This is a genomic window from Hamadaea sp. (assembly GCF_013362815.1).
In the GTDB taxonomy this organism is placed as follows: Bacteria; Actinomycetota; Actinomycetes; order Mycobacteriales; family Micromonosporaceae; genus Hamadaea.
The window spans coordinates 85,979-102,162 of the sequence record NZ_JABFVK010000013.1; the positions used below are offsets into that span (position 1 = coordinate 85,979).

A 16,184-nucleotide genomic window follows, 5' to 3' on the forward strand; every position below is an offset into this window, starting at 1 on the left:
TGGAGTTCCCTAGGTCAACCTTCGTGGTTACTCGTCAGTAGCGAATCGCTGGACTCGCCAGCTCGTCTCGGCGAAAGTTGTGGAGATCCTCCAACAGAAGGTGTGGGATTGGTCAGTCCGACCCCGGCGCGCATCCAAGACCGTCAAGCGCCTGTGCCTGGTGCGTACCGGTTGAGCAGGTCGTCAGCTCAGGAGGGTGGTCGCGGTCACCGGGGTCAGACCGCGGCGGCGCAGGGCCGCGACCAGCTCGGGCAACGCCTCGACGGTTCCGGGATGGCCGAGGTGCAGGCTCACGATCGATCCATTGTGTACGCCGTTGAGCACGTTCGCGACGATCGCGGCCGGACCCGGATCGGTGTAGTCGAGGGAGTCGACGTCGTACGCCAGGCAGGTCGGGTATCCCGCGCGCTGCGCCTGCTTCTGCACAGCGGCGGTCGCTCGGGGAGCCTGGGAAGGCCGGAACCAGCGCCCGGCCGAGCCGGTCAGCCGCCGGAGCACGGCGGCGCAGCGGCTGATCTCGGCGTACTGCCCGGCAGCGTCGAGGCTGCTGATGTCAGCGTGTGAGTAAGTGTGGTTGCCCAGCTCATGACCACCGTCGAGGATGGCGCGCGCCAACGCCGGAGACTGCTCCAGCCAGCTGCCGACCGCGAGGACGGTCACCGGCGCGGCCGACTGCGCCAGCACGGTCAGCGTTGTGCGTACCAGTCGATCATCGCCTTGGCCGTGGAAGGTGAGCGCGACTTGGGCGCGGTCGCGAGGGCCGTGAACCACCTCGGACGGCAAGTGGGAGGCGGACGGTGCGGCCGACGGACTCGGGCTGGGCGAGGCGGTGAGCTGGGCCTCGGTGCTGCACCCCGCGAGCGTGAGGGCGCCCGCCGCAAGGGCCGCACGGCGGGTGAGCTGCATGAACGCGAGCTTAGGCGGACCGGGTGGGGTGACCGGACCGGCACGCCGTCTACTTCGGAGGACGAACCCGCCCTTGCCGCGGGATTCACGATCGGCGAGGATAGGGCGACGGAACGTGACGGAGGCTGGGATGGTGATCGCGACGTCGGCTCAGCTCCGGCTGCCGCTGGACCACAGTGCCCCCGCGATCGCGCGGCACGGCGCTAAACCCGTCCTGATGAACTGGGGCTTCATCGATGAGCATTGGCTCGGTGACGCCGCCGTCGTGATCAGCGAACTCGTCTCCAATGCGATCATCCACGCCGACGGCTGCGTCGAGCTGAGCCTCGAACTGCGCCGCGGGCGGGTCTGGATCGGTGCGGCGGACCGCTCGTCAGCCGTTCCCCGGCGGCGGGCGGCGACCGTCGACGGCGGGCACGGGCTGGCCATCATCGCCGACCTCACCGTCCAGCTGCACGTTCAGCGGTATCACCGCGGCAAGCGCGTGTGGGCGGTGTTGCGGCCCTGCCCGGTCGCGGACTGACGCGACTCTCATCGTCTTCTCATGGAGCTCTGGGCAAAGTCTTCAGCGTGCCCGATACCCGCGACTCCCGGCGAAGGTCCACGGCCGAGCGCCGTCCCCCGGCGCGTGTGCCCTCAAGCGCGCGCTGGACGGCCCGGTTCGTCGCCCTCGCCGGCGTCGTCGACCTGCTGACCGTTCTGCTGCCGCCGGCCCGATACCGGCTGCACCTGCTCACCGAGGTTGTGCCCCTGACCGGGGTGCAGACCGCCCGGGCCGCCACCGCGGCCGTCGGCCTGCTGCTGATCTATCTCAGCGTCGGGCTGCGGCGACGCACTCGCGAGGCGTGGTTCCTGGCGGTCGCCCTGGCCGTGGTGAGCGCGGGACTGAACGTGCTGAAGGGACTGGATCTGGACGCGGCCGCCATCTCGGCGGGTCTGCTGGCCGCTCTGCTGAGCGGGCGGCGGGACTACTGCGCGGCCGCCGGGCGATCCAGCCGGTGGCGGGCACTTGCGGCACTGGCCGGGTTCGGTGGGGCGGGCCTGGCGTTCGGGGTGGCGGAGATCGCGGTCCGATCCCACGCCCTCGAACCCGGCCAGTCGCCGCGACTGTGGGTGGTGCACGCGGCGGAGGGGATGGTCGGCGTGACCGGGCCGCTGCGCTTCACCCGCCCGGCGGTGGCCGACGCGGTGTCGCTGACCACGGGGACGATGGGCCTGCTGGCGGCGGCCGTCGCCCTGGTGCTGCTGCTGCGCCCGCTCGGCCGCCGCCCGGGGCATACGCCGGACGACGTGCAGCGCATCGGACGGCTGCTCGCCTCGCACGGGCACCAGGACTCGCTAGGCTACTTCGCACTGCGGCCGGACAAGTCGGTGATCTGGTCGGCCACCGGCAAGGCCGGCGTGGCGTACCGGGTGATCTGGGGGGTCAGCCTCGCCTCGGGCGATCCGATCGGCGACCCCGAGGCGTGGCCGGGTGCGATCGAAGCATGGCTCGCGGACTGCCGGCTCAACCGGTGGACTCCGGCGGTGCTCGGCTGCGGCGAACGGGCCGGACTCGCGTACGCACGACAGGGGTTGAACGCCATCGAGCTCGGTGACGAGGCACTGGTGGACGTGGCGGGCTTCTCGCTGGAAGGCCGGCCGATGCGGGCGGTACGCCAAGCCGTCGGCCGGGTCGAACGGGCCGGCTACACCTGCCAGATCGCCCGGCAGAAGGACCTGCCGCCGGAGGTGCTCGCCGAGGCCCGGCGCGCCTGCCACCAGTTACGCGATGGCGACGTCGAGCGCGGCTTCTCGATGGCCCTGTCCCGCGTCGGCGACCCGGCCGATGGCGACTGCCTGCTGGTGCTCGCCCGGGACGTCGAGGGACGGCTGCGGGGCATGCTCCAATTCGTCCCGTGGGGCCCGGACGGGCTGTCGCTCGACGTGATGCGCCGCGACCGCGCGGCCGACAACGGGCTGATCGAGTACATGGTGGTCACGCTGCTCCGGCAGGCGGCCACGGTCGGCGTCGCGCGGGTGTCACTCAACTTCGCCGTGCTCCGATCGGTGTTCGCCCGGGGCGACCGGCTCGGCGCCGGACCGGTCCTGCGTCTTTGGTATCAGGTCCTGATGCTGGCCTCGCGGTACTGGCAGCTGGAGTCGCTCTACCGAGCGAACGCCAAATACCTGCCCACGTGGCTGCCTCGGTACCTCTGCTATCCGGCGCTCGCCGACCTGCCCCGGATCGGGCTCGTCGCGTTGCGCGCCGAGGCTTTCCTGACCGTGCCGCATTTTCGGGTTCGGCAGCGTACGGCTCCCACCCCGGCACCGTCCGTGGAACGGGTGACGGCGTGGGGCTGACGAGTCTGCTTCTGACCATCCTCGTCGCCCTCGGCACTGTCGCCGTACTCGCCGGTCTCGTGCTGCTGTGGCGGCGACTGCGCGGACCTCTGCTGCCGGTGCGGATCGTCGGCATCCTGCTCGCCGAGTCGCTGTTGCTCGTCGCCGTCGGCCTGACGATCAACCGGGCCGGCGACTTCTACCCCAACTGGGCGTCGCTGCTGGGCGAGACCACCCCGGTACGCCTGCCCGCGACCGAATCCGTACACCTGACTCCGCAACTGGCCGCGCAGGCATCGGCCGGACGGGAGAACGGCTTGGTGTTCCCTTGGCATCCGGCGGGGGAACGCGACTGGCGCCTGGCTGGGTCACCGGTCGCGTATCTCCCGCCGGAGTCCTTCCAACCGGCCGGTGCCGCCGTCCCGGCGATCGTGGTCGTGTCGACGGCCCCGCTTCCGGCGGCCAACGCGGTCTCCGAGCTGGCCAAGCTTGTGGGCGAACCTGTCGCGGTGGTGTTCGTCCGGCTGGCCAAGACGACTGCGATCCCGGTGCTGGCGACCGGGCTGGCCCGGGAACTCCCGGCGTCGTTACCGGTGCTGGGGCACGGCTGGGTGCTCGCGGGTTCCGGCCCAGCCGCGCTGAGCCTGTGGCAGGCCGCGCAGCAGCGCTTCGTCGCGCTCGCTCTCACGTCGCCCACGGACGGGGTGACTGTCCACAAAGCACGTTTTGCGGTGCGTACGCGGTTGTGGGTGGGGCCTGACCTGTCCAGTGCGCTGCGCTGGGCCGGTACGCAGACTCCGCCTCCACTCGCTCCGCCCGTCGCGCTGACACCGCTTTCGCCGTCGCCCACCGCACGGCCGGGCGTTCACGCCGGCCACGCTAGTTGATCACGGCGCTGAGGGACTGACCATGGTGCTGTGGACGCGACACTCCGGTCGAGCACGTCCGAAAGTTCATGATCGCGCAGAGAGAGGAGGTGGCGCGGAGTGGCGCCGGACGGTCGGCTGACCCAGTTCGCTGCGGTCACGGCGACGATCCTGGTGGCCGTCGCGACGGCGGTCGGCTGGGATCGCGTACGCGTCATCGCAATGCGGGTGATCGCAGTGGTGGCCTGCCTGGCGACGGCGTCGATGGCGGGCTTCGTCACCGTGGACCGCACCTTCGAGTTCTACGGAAGCTGGACCGACGTCCTCGGCCTGACCGCTTCGAACCAGCTGGCGATCCCGGCGAAGCAGGCGGTCGACTCCGCGCACAGCCAGATCGTGCCGTTCACCGTGACGGGCACCGCCAGCCACCTCGACCTGCCCGCGTACGCATACCTCCCAGCCGGGTATGCGAAGGAGACCCGGAAGCTCCCCGTGGTCGAGGCGCTCGACGGATTTCCGGGCAGTCCCCGGGTATGGCTGCGGTCGCTGCTGGCGCAGCAGGTGCTGGACCAGGAGATCGCGGCCCATCGCATACCGCCGATGGTCGTGGTCTTCCCGACGCAGACGGTGACCGCCCAACGGGACTCCGAGTGCGTCGACGCCGTCGGCGGGCCCGCGATGGACACCTTCCTCACGACCGACGTACCGGCCGCCGTCGAGCACCGGTTCCGCGTACGCACCGACGCCGCCGGTTGGGGGTTGATCGGATACTCGACCGGCGGTTTCTGCGCCGTCAACTTGGCATTGCGCCACCCCGACCGGTACGCCGCCGCAGCGAGCCTGTCCGGATACTTCTCCGCGATCACCGACCGCACCACCGGGGATCTCTACCGGGGTTCGCCGCAGACCCGGCTCGATAACTCACCACTGTGGAGGGTCACCTCGCTTCCCGTCCCGCCGCTGGCTCTTTACATCGCCACCGCACAGGACGATCGGCCCGGCTATCTGCAGTTACGCCGCTTCACCGACGCCGCCCGGCCGCCGCTGCGGGTGACGACCGCGACGATCCCCGTCGGCGGGCACAGCCGGAAGGTGTGGCGGCAGATGGCGGCCCCGGCCTTCGACTGGCTCGCGTCGTGGTTGGCCGGCCCCGAATGAGCTCAGCCCGTGCTGAAGCGGTAGCCGGCCCCGCGTACGGTCTGGATCGTGTCGCGGGCGAACGGCCGGTCGACCTTCTCGCGCAGGTACCGGATGTACACGTCGACCACATTGGACCCCGTGAGCTGGTCGCTGTCCCACAGCTTGTCGATCAGGTAAGTCCGCGTCAGCACCTGGTCCGGGTGCCGCATCAACTCGTGCAGCAGCGCGAACTCCCGGGCCGACAGCGCCACCGGCTGCCCGTCGCGGGTCACCGTCCGGCGCGCCGGGTCCAGGGCCACGCCCGCCAGCTCCAGCACCGCCGGTCGCTGGCTGGGCGCGCGCCGGGTCAGGGCTCGCGCTCGGGCGTACAGCTCCGCGAGCGCCACCGGCTTGACCAGGTAATCGTCCGCGCCGGCGTCGAGCGCGGTCACCCGGTCGGCCACGGCGTCGCGCGCGGTCAGCACCAGGATGGGGGTCCAGCGCTCCTCCGCCCGCAACGTCCGGGTCACGGTCACCCCGTCGGCGCCGGGGATCATCAGGTCCAGCACGATCAAGTCGTACGCGAATTCGCGCGCGGCCCACAGCGCTTCCATCCCGGAGACGGCGAGGTCGACGGCGTACCCCTCGCCGAGCAGTCCCCGCCGCAGCGCCCCGGCGAGCGTCGTGTCGTCCTCCACCAGTAGCAGCCGCACGGGGACTACCGTACGCCGAGTGAAGTCGCTGTTCCGGCGGTGGACGCCCGGCTCGCTACGCGGGCGGATCACGGCGGTGTACCTGGTCGCGCTCGTCGTCACCCTGACGGGGTTCGGTGTCGTGGGCTCGCTGCTGTTCGTCAGCGACCTGCGCCAGGGCGACACCGACGAGGTGACCGCGCGGGTGGGCGATCTCGCCGCGGCCGTCCGGGCGGGCGATCTCACGCCGGTCGAGCAGGACCCGTACGCCCAGGTCATCGACGGCCGGAAGGTGACCGTGCGGTCGTCGGCCGCTCCGGATTCGCCCGTCCTCGACGACGCGGAGTTGACCGCGGCGCGGCAGGAGAAACTCGTCGTGCACAAGAACGTCCCCGGGCTCGGTGACGACGCCGTGCTCGTGGCGACGCCGTTGCCGGGTGGGAAAGTGGCGGTCGCCGGGGCCAGCCTCGACACGGTGAACACGGCCGCCCGCCGGCTCATCACCGGACTGGCGCTCGGGCTGCCGATCCTGCTGCTGCTCCTGACCCTCGGCGTACGCCGTCTGCTGGGGTCGGCCCTGCGACCGGTCGCCGGGTTGACCGCGGAGGCGCAGGAGATCAGCACCGCCGACCCCGGACGGCGGTTGCCGGTGCCACCCGGGGAGGACGAGATCGCCTCCCTCGCGCGTACCCTCAATGGGATGCTCGACCGCATCGCGGCCGCGACGAAGCGGGAGCGCACGTTCCTGGACGCGGCCGCGCACGAACTGCGTACCCCTGTGGCGACCTTGCGCGCGGAGCTGGAACTGGGCCTCGCGGGCGGGGAAGAACAGGCCCAGGAGGCCTTGCGGGGCGCGTTGCGCGAAGCCGACCGGCTGGCCCGGCTGACCGCGGACATGCTGACTCTGGCCCGCGCGCGGGCCGGGCAGCTGCCGCTGGAGCGGATGCCGACCGACGTCACCGACCGGGTACGCGAGATCGCGCGCCGGGTCGCGGGGGTGTATCCGCTCAGCGTGCGAGTCGTGGGGGAAGAGCTCGTCGGCGACGTCGACCCGGTACGCCTCGACCAGGTGGTCACCAACCTCGTCGCGAACGCCGCCCAAGCCGGCGCGAGTCAAGTGACGGTCGGCGTACGCGGTGAGCCGCCCGCGACCGTGGTGATCACGGTCGACGACGACGGCCCCGGCTTCCCCGCCGCGATGCTGCCGGTGCAGTTCCCCGAACCCGGGTCGGTGCCGCGCCACGATTCGAGCGGCACCGGCCTCGGGCTCACGATCGTCGACATGATCGCCCGCGCGCACTCCGGATCGGTGCTGGCGGCCAACACCTCACCGCTCGGCGGTGCGCACGTCGAGGTACGCCTCTAGGTGGTCAGTCCACGTCGCGTAAGTACTCGGCGACCTTGTGACTGTGCTTGGAGCGGGAGTGCGCCACCTTGTCGGACGCGCTCAGCCCCTCCTCGTCAGCGGTACGCAAGCGCACCGAGCGCAGCACCTCGGGCAGGTTCTCGTAGGTCGCCAACGGGAGCCCGCGCAGCACGCGCCGGGTCTCCGGATCCGCCCCGGCCTGCTCGGCGTGGGCGGCGATCTCTTGCTTGGTCGCCGGATAGTGGAGGTCGGTCAGGGACTGCTTCAGCAGCTCGTACGGATCAGCCACGAGTGCCAATCTACGCCGAGTCCGACAATTCGCCAGGCGAACCGGGCTGCCGGTCTTGCTCTCGCGGCCCCCTTCAGGGCTGGATCAGGGTTCTGGGCCGAGTCTTGCCTCATGATTCGGCCCAGAACCCTGATCTTGCTCGGCCATTGAGCGGCCGCCGGCGGCACGTACCATCGGGCGATGATCACCTCCGCGGTCTCGATCGGCGTACTCGTTCCGTTGAGCCGTCCCGGTTGGGTCGAGGCGGGTGAACAGCTGCTCGCCGGGCTGGAGCTGGGCGTACGCGACGTCAACGAGGCGGGTGGAATCGGCGGAACGCCGCTCGAACTGGTGATACGAGACACCGCCGCCGATCCGCAACGGGCCGCCGAAGCGGTGGACGAACTCACCGCTCTCGGCGTGGCGGCGTTGGCAGGGGAGTACCACAGCGTCGTCGCCCGCGCTGCCGCCGACCGCGCGGATGCGCTCGGCGTACCGTTCCTGTGCTCGTCCGCGGTGCTCGACGAACTCACGGAGGTACCGACGAACTGGGTCGCCCGGCTCCCTCCGCCGCAGTCGCGCGGTTGGCAGGCGTACGCGGACTTCCTGCTCGACGTGGGTCACCGCTACGTCGCCGTCGTCCGTCAGCCGAGCGTCTATTGGGATTCCGGTACCCGCATTCTGCGGAAACACTTCGCTGCCCACGGCGGTTCGGTCGTCGACCTCAGTTTGACGACCGTTGCCGAGCTGTGCGACGACCTCGCCGAGACCGGCGCGACGGCGCTGTTGTTGCTCGTCGGGCACCCCGATCCGGCGGTACCGATCGTCCGCGCCGTCCGAAGCGATCGGCGGCTTTCGGAGCTCTTGATCGGTGCGCCTGCTGGACAGCCGGAACTCGCCTCCTGGGCGGCGGCTCTCGGCGACGACGGTGCTGGGATCCCGTTCCTTCGTTACCTGCCTTCGCGGTTGACTGCGGTCGGCGTACGCGTCGAGGCGGCATTGCGCGAGCAGTTCGGCGCAGAGCCGTCGTTCGTCGCCTTCGAGGGTTACGACACGATCGCCGTGCTCGCCGAGATCCTGCGTACGCCGTCGGATTGGTCGTCGGTCTCGGTGACTGGCACTCGTGGCGACATCGGCTTCTCGCGTACGCCGGGCGTCAGCGTCTGGCAGTGGGCCGGCGCGCCGATTCAGGTCGTCGATCGCGATCCCGCCGACACAGGCCGCTTCCGAGTCCGGTACGCCGTCAGCTGACCCGCAGTTTCCAGTCCGCCTGGATGTAGTCCGCATCGGTGACCGACGGATTGAGCTTGAGCAGCTCGCCCACTGTGGTGCCGTGCCGCTCGGCGATGCCGCTCAGCGTGTCACCGGAGACGACCGTGTAGTTCTTCACCGTCTTCTTGGGCGCGGCCGCGGTCTTCTTCTTCGCAGTCGCGGTCTTCTTCTTCGGGGCGGCGGCCTTCTTCGGCGGCGCCCCGGTCTTCTGCAGCTTCTGCAGCAGCTCGGTCGCCGCCTGGTGTGACATCGCCAGGTGCACGTGATTGAGGTGATCACCCGGCTCGTTGTAGAACCCGGCGTCGACGGACTTGCCGCGCTTGACATAGAAGCCGTTGTCGTCCGCGAACGGCGTGCTGTGGATCAGCTCGAGGTAGTACCCGCGCCACTGCCACAGCCACCGCGCGAACTCCCGCATGTTGCGGCTGCCCCGGTCGCCGTCGTACGCGTCGTAGAAGTCGACCGCGTTGCCGAAGTCGTGGTAGTCCGACGAGCCGTTGCGTTTGGTGCTCGACACCTTCATCTTCGGGCTGCCCGGGAAGTACTTGGCGATGTCGGTCATGACGCGGTACGCGTCGCCGTCGTTCGGCGGCCAGCCGGGATCGTAGACAGGCATCAGGCGCTCCCTATGCACGCATGGTGATCATGTCGGCGAAGTCGTCGAGGGTGCCGCGGAAGACGTTGGCGTCGCAGGTGTGCTGGCCGCCGATGACCGCGTCGGAGGCGTACTGGAGGATGTGGGGCTCCCGGCCGGACATCGCGGCGAAACCCTGGTTCGCGTCGTGGACCGCCACCCGGTCCCATTGGTCGCGGAAATGCGCCGGATCGCCGGAGCCCCGGTAGTCGCTGTTCCAGAGTGGACGGTCACCCGGCAGTCCGTCGCCGTACGCCCAGCGCGGCGCGTACAGGACGGCCCGGTGGCCGGTCAGCTGTTCGAGCTCGGTCGCCATCGCCTCGCCCAGCTCAGCTTCGACCTTGTCGTAGTCCCAGTGTTCGAGGTCGACCTGCCAGAAGAAGCCGCGGAACCCGTCCGGCGCTTCGAGCAGGAACGGGGCGTGCGTACGCACGAACTCCACAGCGGTGGCGGCCTGCTCCGTCGGCGCAACCCCGGTCCGGACCACGGCGTACGCCCCCAGAAATGGAATACCGGCCTCGCGGGCGGCGGTGATCTTCTCCCCGAAGTGGCGACTGGCGAACACGGTCTTCGGCGTCTGCTCGGTCGCCTTGTGCGTGAAGAAGCCGACGCCGTCGGCCGACGCCGCGTGCAGATGCTCGGCTCGCATCCCCCGCTCGTGGTCGTAGTCCGACGCGTCCCAGCCGAAGATCACTCTCCGAGGTTAACCGGACGATCCGTAGATCGAACCCGAAATCCGCAGCTCAGCCGGCAGTCCGAGGGTGATCACGGCGTCGGGGGATCGATCAGGGCGCTGCGGGCATGACACGCCGGGCGATCAAGACCACAGACCCGTCGGTAAAGGTTCGGGGCGCGCGCAAAGATCACGTGCCCGTGGTCTGCGATTTCGGGCCCGAATTGATGATCAAGTTCCCGTGGTCTGCGGAAATCGGCCTGCTGGCGCATACCACGGGCACATGTCGGCCGATGCGAGCCGGAAATCGCAGACCGAGGGAACATGATCATGCCCAAGTCCTGGGCGGCGCTCTGCTGGAGCTGGGTTGGAGCATGATCGTCGGAAGCCGACGATCAGCGCGCTAATTCTTCCAAGAACGTCGGAAGACGGCAGTCCGAAGGTGATCACGGCGTCGGGGGATCGATCAGGGCGCTGCGGGCATGACACGCCGGGCGATCAAGACCACAAGTTCATGATCGCGCGGCGGAAGTGATCGGGCGGCGGAAGCGATCGCGCAGCGGAAGCGATCGCGCAGCGAAGGCCGACCGCGTGGCATGGATCAGCCCGGGGTGAAGCTTTCGGCGATGTCGTCGCGCACAGCGGCGACTGCCCGGCCAACGAGGTCGTCCAGCTGCTCCCGCGCGCAGTCGCCGAGCACCGCGAGGTCCACCCGACTGCGAGCGTCCGGCAACGGCGTGATCACCAGGTTGGCGTACCAGGCGTCGCCGGAGTCGGTGGCGACGGGGAGCACGCGTTGGTGCCGCAGTCCCGGGTCACCGGTGCCGTCCGCGTCGGTGGTGTGCAGGCGTACGCGCAGCAGCCCGGGCCCGTCCTCGTCGAGTCGCAGCGGGGCGGGCAGCCATCGGGCGACCCGGCCCGGATCGGTCAGCGCCTCGAAGACGAGTTCCGGGACGACCCCGAAGTCGACGACGGCATGCGGGCGGGTCTGAACGGCCACGTTCACAGCTTGGCGCGTACCCGATCACTCGGGGACCGAAACGCCCGATTTCACCGGGCCGAGGAGGCGTTCGAGCAAGCGCGGCTCGCCCGGCCAGGCGGCCAGCAGGACGTCCCGAGGCACTTGGCGGCCGGCGTACCGGAGACAGAGGGCGACCACGACGATGTCGTCGAGCGGGCCGATGACCGGGATGAACTCGGGGATGAGGTCGATCGGGCTCGCCACCCAGAGCCCGGCGAACACGATAGCGATCTTGGCTTTGCGGGGGACGCGCGGATCTTTGCGCAGCCGGCGTACGGTCGTCACGCAGTCGGGGATGAACGCGGCGAGGTCGCGGAGGATGCCGGGCGGCAGTCGCCGGGCCAGCAGGATCAGGATGCCCCACGACGCGATGACGACGGCCACCGCGACACCGAGCCAGATCAGCCAATCGCGCACCTTCCCATGGTAGGGCCTCAGGATCCAAGATGATCAGCATGAATATCGACGCATCTCGCGGGGCGCTGCGGGTCGCGGCCGCGGGTGGGCTCGGCTTCGACCTGCTCTACGTCGTGCACCGGCTGCTGCAAGGCTTCGGGCCCGACGACGCCAGCCCCGCCGGCATCGCGGCCTACAGCGCCGCGCATCGCGGCCGGCTGCTCGGTAGCGAGGTCGCGCTCGGTCTCGCGCTCTTCGCGTTCGTCGGGCTGATCGCAGGTTTGACCCCGGTTGTACGCACAGCGGGGCAGGACGTGCTGGCGACTGCGGTCGCCGTGACCGGGGCCGTCTTCGTCGCCCTGGGATTTCTGTCCCAGGCGGCCGAGACCGCATTGACGAACGTGAGCGATCCGTCCGCTGTGCTGGCGTTGAACCAGCTCCAGGGGCGTACGCCGAACGTCTGGGCGATCACGGCGCTGACCGCGGTCATGTCGTCGGCCGCGTGGCGTACGCGCTTGGTGCCGAAGTGGCTGGCGATCGCCGGGTTCGTGGCGGCCGGGGTGTTCGCGCTCGGCGCGTTCTTCAGCGTCTTCGGCCGGGAAGTGGAGGGCAACTCGTCGCTGTTCGGCGTGGGGCTCTTCGTCGTCTGGCTGTTCGTCGTGGCGGTGTTCCTGCTGCGCGGCAGCTCAGAAGCCCGCGAGGAACAGTAAGCCGGACACGACGAGTCCGGCCTCCACGAGCAGGACGAAGAGCCGGTCGCTGACCCGCGTCAGGATCTTCTTCCCCGTCCACGCTCCGGCGAGCACAGCCGGAGTGAGGGCCAGTCCGTAGACCAGCACGGTTCGAGTGAGCAGGTCGCCCGTCCCGTACGCCGTGAGCTTGGCGAGGTGCATGGTCAGCGCGCTCGCCGCCTCCGTCCCGATGTACGCCGCCCGGGTCAGCCCATACGCGAGGAAGAACGGCGCGGTCAGCGGTCCGACCGAGCCGAGCAGTGCCGACCCGAACCCGGACGCTGCGCCGACGGCGGCGAACGCCGGGTCCTTCGGCTTGCCCGGCCGGGGGCGTACGCGCCGCCAGACCACCAGGCCGATGAGGAAGACCCCGAGGACTCGCTTCAGCGGACTGAGTGGGGCATGAGCGAGCAGGATGCCGCCCGCGATCGCGAAAGGGACCGCACCCAGCGCGAACCAGCCGATGAGCCGCCAGTTCAGATCGTGGCGGTTGAGCCAGACCCGCGCGCCGTTGCTCGACAGCTGCGTCAGGGTCAGCATCGGCACGGCGACCCGCAGCCCGAACAGCGCGCTGAACACCGGGAGCAGCAGTACGCCGCCGCCGAACCCGGCCACGGCCGACAACAGCGCGAGCGCGTACGCCGCAACGGACGCGCCGAGCAGCATCGGCCAGTGATCGATCGGCATCCGGCCACGATGCCACAGCGGCCGGATGCCGATGAACCGTCAGACGGTGAATCCGCCGTCGACGTTGACGGACGCGCCGGTCAGGTAGCGGCTGTCGGGGCGGGCGAGGAACGCGATCGCCGCCGCGATGTCGGCGGGGTCGGCGTAGTGGCCGGTGGCGGTGAACCCGGTGACGACTGTCGCGTTAGGACCGTCAGCCGGATTCAGCTCCGTGTCCGTCGCGCCCGGGTGCACCAGGTTCACCGTGATGCCGCGCGGGCCCAGTTCCCGGCCGAGCGCCTTCGTGAGCCCGGTCAGCGCCGTCTTGCTCAGCGAGTACAGCGAGAAGCCCGGAAACACCACGCGCTCCGCCGCGTTGCTGCCGATCATGATGATGCGACCGCCGCCGGTCAGATGCCGAAGCGCTGCCTGACTGGCCACGAACGGCGCGCGTACGTTGACCGCGACGGTCTGCTCGAAGTCGGCGAGCGACAGGTCCTCGATCGGGCCCAGGCGGAACTCGCCCGCGTTGTTCACGAGGATGTCGAGCCGGCCGAAGTCGGCTGCGGTCGCATCGACGGCGGCGACGACCTCGGCCGGGTTCGCGCTGTCCGCGCGGTGTGCGACCGCCCGGCGGCCGAGCGCCTCGATCTCCTTCACGACGTTCTCGGCGGCCTGCGCGTCCCGCTGGTAGGTGATCGCGACGTCCGCGCCGTCTTGCGCGAGCCGCAGCGCGATCGCCGCGCCGATCCCGCGCCCTCCGCCGGTCACCAGGGCTGCCTTGCTGTCCAGTGCAAAGTTCATGATCACTACACTGGTACGCCGAAAGCCGAGCGTCTGGCGGAGATCGGACGGGACAGTTCAGCTGAGAAGGACGGGGAGGGACTCGACCCCGTACACAATGGACGCGGGACGGAAGCGGAGATCGCCGGGTTCCACGGCGAGCCGCATCTCCGGGAAGCGCCGGACGAGCGCCGGGTATGCCGCCCGCAGCTCCATCTTCGCCAGCTCCGCGCCGATGCAGCGATGGAGGCCGTGCCCGAAGGCTAGGTGGGAGACCGGCTTCCGGGTGGGATCGGGGTGTTCGAGGTCCGGGCCGAGCGCCGGATCGCGGTTGGCCCCCGACAGCGACACGATCACCACGTCGCCGCGGCTGATCGGCGTACCGGCGATGACGAGGTCGTCGCGAGCGAAGCGGGGGAAGGCGACCTGCACGACGGCCAGATGCCGGAGCACCTCCTCGACGAAGGGCGCTGCCGCTTCGTCCGTTGTGCGTACCAGTTGAAATGCTTGTGGATCTTGAAGCAGGACCAGTGCGCCCAGCGCGAGCATGCTCGCGGTCGTCTCGAAGCCCCCGGTCAGCACGCCGTCCGCGAGCCCCGCGAGTTCTTCGTCGGTGACCTCGTCGCCGTGCTCGCGGATGATCATGCCGATGAGCCCGTCGCCGGGTTCGCGCCGCTGAGCCTCGACCACGGTACGCAGATAGGCGAGCGACTCGCTGATCGCGCCGAGCGGTGCGCCCGCACCCGCGAAGACGTCGAACCGGGCCATGGCCAGGCGCTGGAAGTCGGCGCGGTCGGCATAGGGCACGCCGAGCAGCTCGCAGATGACCAGCGACGGGATCGGCAGCGCGAACTCGGCGACCAGATCGACCGGGCCGGGTGCCGCGGCCATCGCGTCGAGCCGGTCGGTGACGATCGCGTGGATGCGCGGCGTGAGGCGGGCCAGCCGGCGCATCGTGAACTCGGGCGTGAGCAGTTTGCGCAGCCGGGTGTGCTCGGGCGGGTCGGCGAAGCCCAGACCGCCGGGGCCCGCGATGTCCGGCGCGAGGTTGGCGAAGTCGGTCGAGAAGCCGTCGCCGTCGGCGAGCACCTGTTTGGCGGCCTCATAGCCGGTGACCAGCCAGACCCGCAGGCCGAACGGCACCGGCAGCCGGGAAACCGGCGCCTGATCGCGGATCTCGCCCAGCGTGGGCACCGGATCGATGCCCACCCGCCGCAACGGGACCAGCGTCCGGTCGGGCAGCATGCCGACCTTGGCCAGGTCGAACCCGCCCTTGCGGCCCAGATAGCGCCGGGCGGCCGCGGCCACGATGCGCGACGTCAGCTGCCTCACCCGCGCGACGGTACTGGACATCCGTCCTGTTCGGGAACCTGATCGTTGGATTCGCAATAGCGGGGAACTTTCCCGCGCCCCGTGGCGACTACCTGTGGTTAGAGCCAGTCCCGCTTCCGGAACAGGATGTAGAGGCCGACCGAGAGCACGGCGATGACGGCGCTCGACACGAGGAAACCCGACAGATGCCCGAAACCGGGATAGGGCACGTTCTGGCCGTAGAAGCCGGTCACGGCGGTCGGCACGGCGATGATGGCGGCCCAGCTCGTCACCTGCTTCATGATCACGTTGAGCCGGTTGCCGCGCAACGTCAGCTGTGTCTCCAGAATCGTGCTGACCAGCTCCCGGAGCGTGTCCGTACGCTCGACGGCCCGCCGGGCGTGGTCGTAGACGTCTTCGTAGTAAGGCTCCATCGCCTCGTCGAACGCGCGCCCCTCCCGGCGTAGCCCGTCGACCAGCTCCTGCGTCGGCACGACGACGTGGCGGAGGCGTACGAGGCTCTTGCGCAGCTCGTACGTACGCTTCTGCATGTCCCGCGTCTGAGTGGGCTTGTCGGCGAACAGAGCGTCCTCGAGATCCTCGATCTGCTCGTCCAGCGCCTCGCTCGCGTCGCTGATGGTGTCCACCACGTAGTCGATCAGCCCGTGCAGCAGGTACGCGACCCCATGCTTGGCCAGCTGCGGCAGCAGGTCCCAGCGGCCGGTCACCTCGGCGATGTCGAACGAGTCGTCCGGCCGGATCGTCACGAGCGCATTCGGGGTCACGAACGCGTTCACCGTGGCCTTGGTCAGCTCGCCGGTCTGCACGTCCAGCGTCACCGCGTACGCCGTGACGAACAGATGGGAGGCGTACCGGTCGATCTTGGGGCGCTGATGCTCCGTGAGCGCGTCCTCGACCGCCAGCGGATGCAGGCCCAGCTCCTCGCTGACCGAGTGCAGCTCGTCCGGGGTCGGCCGCAGCAGATCGAACCACACCGTGTTCGCCGAGTCGGCCAGCCGGTCGGAGACCTCGGCGATCGGGAAGCCCTGCGCGGCGAGTACGCCGTCGCGGTAGAGGCGGGTCAGCGGCATGATCCCACCTTCCCACACGGTGCTCCCTCGTGGTGTTCTGCTTTTGTCCGATTCCTACGGGTTCTCT

At 70.0% G+C, this 16,184-nt stretch carries 18 protein-coding genes; 7 read left to right on the top strand and 11 right to left on the bottom strand.

Annotated elements, in window-relative coordinates:
- Positions 1 to 183: 183 nt before the first annotated feature.
- A complete protein-coding gene (locus tag HOV77_RS05420) occupies positions 184 to 906 on the bottom strand; it encodes a polysaccharide deacetylase family protein (protein ID WP_290858307.1) in 723 nt (240 codons plus the stop codon).
- A 130-nt stretch (positions 907 to 1,036) separates the two neighbouring features.
- On the opposite strand from HOV77_RS05420, the gene HOV77_RS05425 reads away from it, so the two are divergent.
- The 4 genes from HOV77_RS05425 to HOV77_RS05440 all read left to right on the top strand — a co-directional run bounded on the left by HOV77_RS05425 (position 1,037) and on the right by HOV77_RS05440 (position 5,252).
- Complete coding sequence (locus HOV77_RS05425; RefSeq protein WP_290858309.1) at positions 1,037 to 1,429, top strand: ATP-binding protein; 393 nt, start codon at positions 1,037 to 1,039, stop codon at positions 1,427 to 1,429.
- A gap of 47 nt (positions 1,430 to 1,476) precedes the next feature.
- On the top strand, positions 1,477 to 3,249 hold the full coding sequence (locus tag HOV77_RS05430; RefSeq protein WP_290858314.1) for a phosphatidylglycerol lysyltransferase domain-containing protein: 1,773 nt from the start codon (positions 1,477 to 1,479) through the stop codon (positions 3,247 to 3,249).
- Positions 3,240 to 4,115, top strand: a complete 876-nt coding sequence (locus tag HOV77_RS05435) for a hypothetical protein (RefSeq protein WP_290858319.1) — start codon at positions 3,240 to 3,242, stop codon at positions 4,113 to 4,115. The genes HOV77_RS05430 and HOV77_RS05435 overlap by 10 nt, the downstream gene beginning before the upstream one ends.
- Before the next feature lie 99 nt (positions 4,116 to 4,214).
- Positions 4,215 to 5,252, top strand: coding sequence for an alpha/beta hydrolase-fold protein (locus tag HOV77_RS05440; RefSeq protein ID WP_290858321.1), 1,038 nt, complete (start codon positions 4,215 to 4,217; stop codon positions 5,250 to 5,252).
- Between the two features lie 2 nt (positions 5,253 to 5,254).
- On the opposite strand, the gene HOV77_RS05445 is transcribed toward HOV77_RS05440, so the two are convergent.
- Positions 5,255 to 5,926, bottom strand: coding sequence for a response regulator transcription factor (locus HOV77_RS05445; protein WP_290858323.1), 672 nt, complete (start codon positions 5,924 to 5,926; stop codon positions 5,255 to 5,257).
- Between the two features lie 19 nt (positions 5,927 to 5,945).
- On the opposite strand from HOV77_RS05445, the gene HOV77_RS05450 reads away from it, so the two are divergent.
- A complete protein-coding gene (locus tag HOV77_RS05450) occupies positions 5,946 to 7,271 on the top strand; it encodes a HAMP domain-containing sensor histidine kinase (RefSeq protein ID WP_290858325.1) in 1,326 nt (441 codons plus the stop codon).
- A gap of 4 nt (positions 7,272 to 7,275) precedes the next feature.
- Here HOV77_RS05450 and HOV77_RS05455 read toward each other — a convergent pair whose 3' ends face one another.
- A complete protein-coding gene (locus HOV77_RS05455; protein ID WP_290858328.1) occupies positions 7,276 to 7,560 on the bottom strand; it encodes a DUF2795 domain-containing protein in 285 nt (94 codons plus the stop codon).
- A gap of 180 nt (positions 7,561 to 7,740) precedes the next feature.
- Between HOV77_RS05455 and HOV77_RS05460 the strand changes: the two genes are divergently transcribed.
- Positions 7,741 to 8,790 carry an ABC transporter substrate-binding protein gene (locus tag HOV77_RS05460; protein ID WP_290858331.1) on the top strand — a complete coding sequence of 350 codons (1,050 nt, stop codon included), beginning with the start codon at positions 7,741 to 7,743 and terminating at the stop codon, positions 8,788 to 8,790.
- Here HOV77_RS05460 and HOV77_RS05465 read toward each other — a convergent pair.
- From HOV77_RS05465 to HOV77_RS34745, 4 genes are all read right to left on the bottom strand, one after another.
- Positions 8,783 to 9,427 (bottom strand): LysM domain-containing protein, encoded by a 645-nt coding sequence (locus tag HOV77_RS05465; protein ID WP_290858333.1) that lies wholly within the window; start codon positions 9,425 to 9,427, stop codon positions 8,783 to 8,785. The two genes, HOV77_RS05460 and HOV77_RS05465, sit on opposite strands and share 8 nt — an antisense overlap.
- Before the next feature lie 10 nt (positions 9,428 to 9,437).
- The gene (locus HOV77_RS05470) at positions 9,438 to 10,139 is read right to left on the bottom strand and encodes a hypothetical protein (protein ID WP_290858336.1); all 702 of its coding nucleotides are present in this window, start codon (positions 10,137 to 10,139) and stop codon (positions 9,438 to 9,440) included.
- Positions 10,140 to 10,719: 580 nt separating this feature from the next.
- Positions 10,720 to 11,118 (bottom strand): hypothetical protein, encoded by a 399-nt coding sequence (locus tag HOV77_RS05475; RefSeq protein WP_290858343.1) that lies wholly within the window; start codon positions 11,116 to 11,118, stop codon positions 10,720 to 10,722.
- Positions 11,119 to 11,142: 24 nt separating this feature from the next.
- Positions 11,143 to 11,556: a DUF1232 domain-containing protein gene (locus HOV77_RS34745; RefSeq protein ID WP_363259693.1), complete on the bottom strand. Its 414-nt coding sequence runs from the start codon at positions 11,554 to 11,556 to the stop codon at positions 11,143 to 11,145.
- A gap of 38 nt (positions 11,557 to 11,594) precedes the next feature.
- Here HOV77_RS34745 and HOV77_RS05485 point away from each other — a divergent pair, with 38 nt between their 5' ends.
- The gene (locus HOV77_RS05485) at positions 11,595 to 12,245 is read left to right on the top strand and encodes a DUF4386 family protein (RefSeq protein WP_290858348.1); all 651 of its coding nucleotides are present in this window, start codon (positions 11,595 to 11,597) and stop codon (positions 12,243 to 12,245) included.
- On the opposite strand, the gene HOV77_RS05490 is transcribed toward HOV77_RS05485, so the two are convergent.
- The 4 genes from HOV77_RS05490 to HOV77_RS05505 all read right to left on the bottom strand — a co-directional run bounded on the left by HOV77_RS05490 (position 12,222) and on the right by HOV77_RS05505 (position 16,117).
- Positions 12,222 to 12,953, bottom strand: a complete 732-nt coding sequence (locus tag HOV77_RS05490; protein ID WP_290858350.1) for a sulfite exporter TauE/SafE family protein — start codon at positions 12,951 to 12,953, stop codon at positions 12,222 to 12,224. The genes HOV77_RS05485 and HOV77_RS05490 overlap by 24 nt on opposite strands.
- A 39-nt stretch (positions 12,954 to 12,992) precedes the next feature.
- On the bottom strand, positions 12,993 to 13,736 hold the full coding sequence (locus tag HOV77_RS05495; RefSeq protein ID WP_290858352.1) for an SDR family oxidoreductase: 744 nt from the start codon (positions 13,734 to 13,736) through the stop codon (positions 12,993 to 12,995).
- 57 nt (positions 13,737 to 13,793) lie between these two features.
- Positions 13,794 to 15,047, bottom strand: a complete 1,254-nt coding sequence (locus tag HOV77_RS05500) for a cytochrome P450 (RefSeq protein ID WP_290858354.1) — start codon at positions 15,045 to 15,047, stop codon at positions 13,794 to 13,796.
- 98 nt (positions 15,048 to 15,145) lie between these two features.
- The gene (locus HOV77_RS05505; protein WP_290858356.1) at positions 15,146 to 16,117 is read right to left on the bottom strand and encodes a magnesium transporter CorA family protein; all 972 of its coding nucleotides are present in this window, start codon (positions 16,115 to 16,117) and stop codon (positions 15,146 to 15,148) included.
- Positions 16,118 to 16,184: the final 67 nt, after the last annotated feature.

Excerpts from the sequence above, each read along its gene's own strand:
- HOV77_RS05505 (WP_290858356.1), bottom strand. The coding sequence starts at position 16,117 with ATGCCGCTGACCCGCCTCTACCGCGACGGCGTACTCGCCGCGCAGGGC.
- HOV77_RS05490 (WP_290858350.1), bottom strand. The coding sequence starts at position 12,953 with ATGCCGATCGATCACTGGCCGATGCTGCTCGGCGCGTCCGTTGCGGCG.
- HOV77_RS05460 (WP_290858331.1), top strand. The coding sequence starts at position 7,741 with ATGATCACCTCCGCGGTCTCGATCGGCGTACTCGTTCCGTTGAGCCGT.
- HOV77_RS05485 (WP_290858348.1), top strand. The coding sequence starts at position 11,595 with ATGAATATCGACGCATCTCGCGGGGCGCTGCGGGTCGCGGCCGCGGGT.
- HOV77_RS05495 (WP_290858352.1), bottom strand. The coding sequence starts at position 13,736 with ATGAACTTTGCACTGGACAGCAAGGCAGCCCTGGTGACCGGCGGAGGG.
- HOV77_RS05465 (WP_290858333.1), bottom strand. The coding sequence starts at position 9,427 with ATGCCTGTCTACGATCCCGGCTGGCCGCCGAACGACGGCGACGCGTAC.
- HOV77_RS05425 (WP_290858309.1), top strand. The coding sequence starts at position 1,037 with ATGGTGATCGCGACGTCGGCTCAGCTCCGGCTGCCGCTGGACCACAGT.
- HOV77_RS05420 (WP_290858307.1), bottom strand. The coding sequence starts at position 906 with ATGCAGCTCACCCGCCGTGCGGCCCTTGCGGCGGGCGCCCTCACGCTC.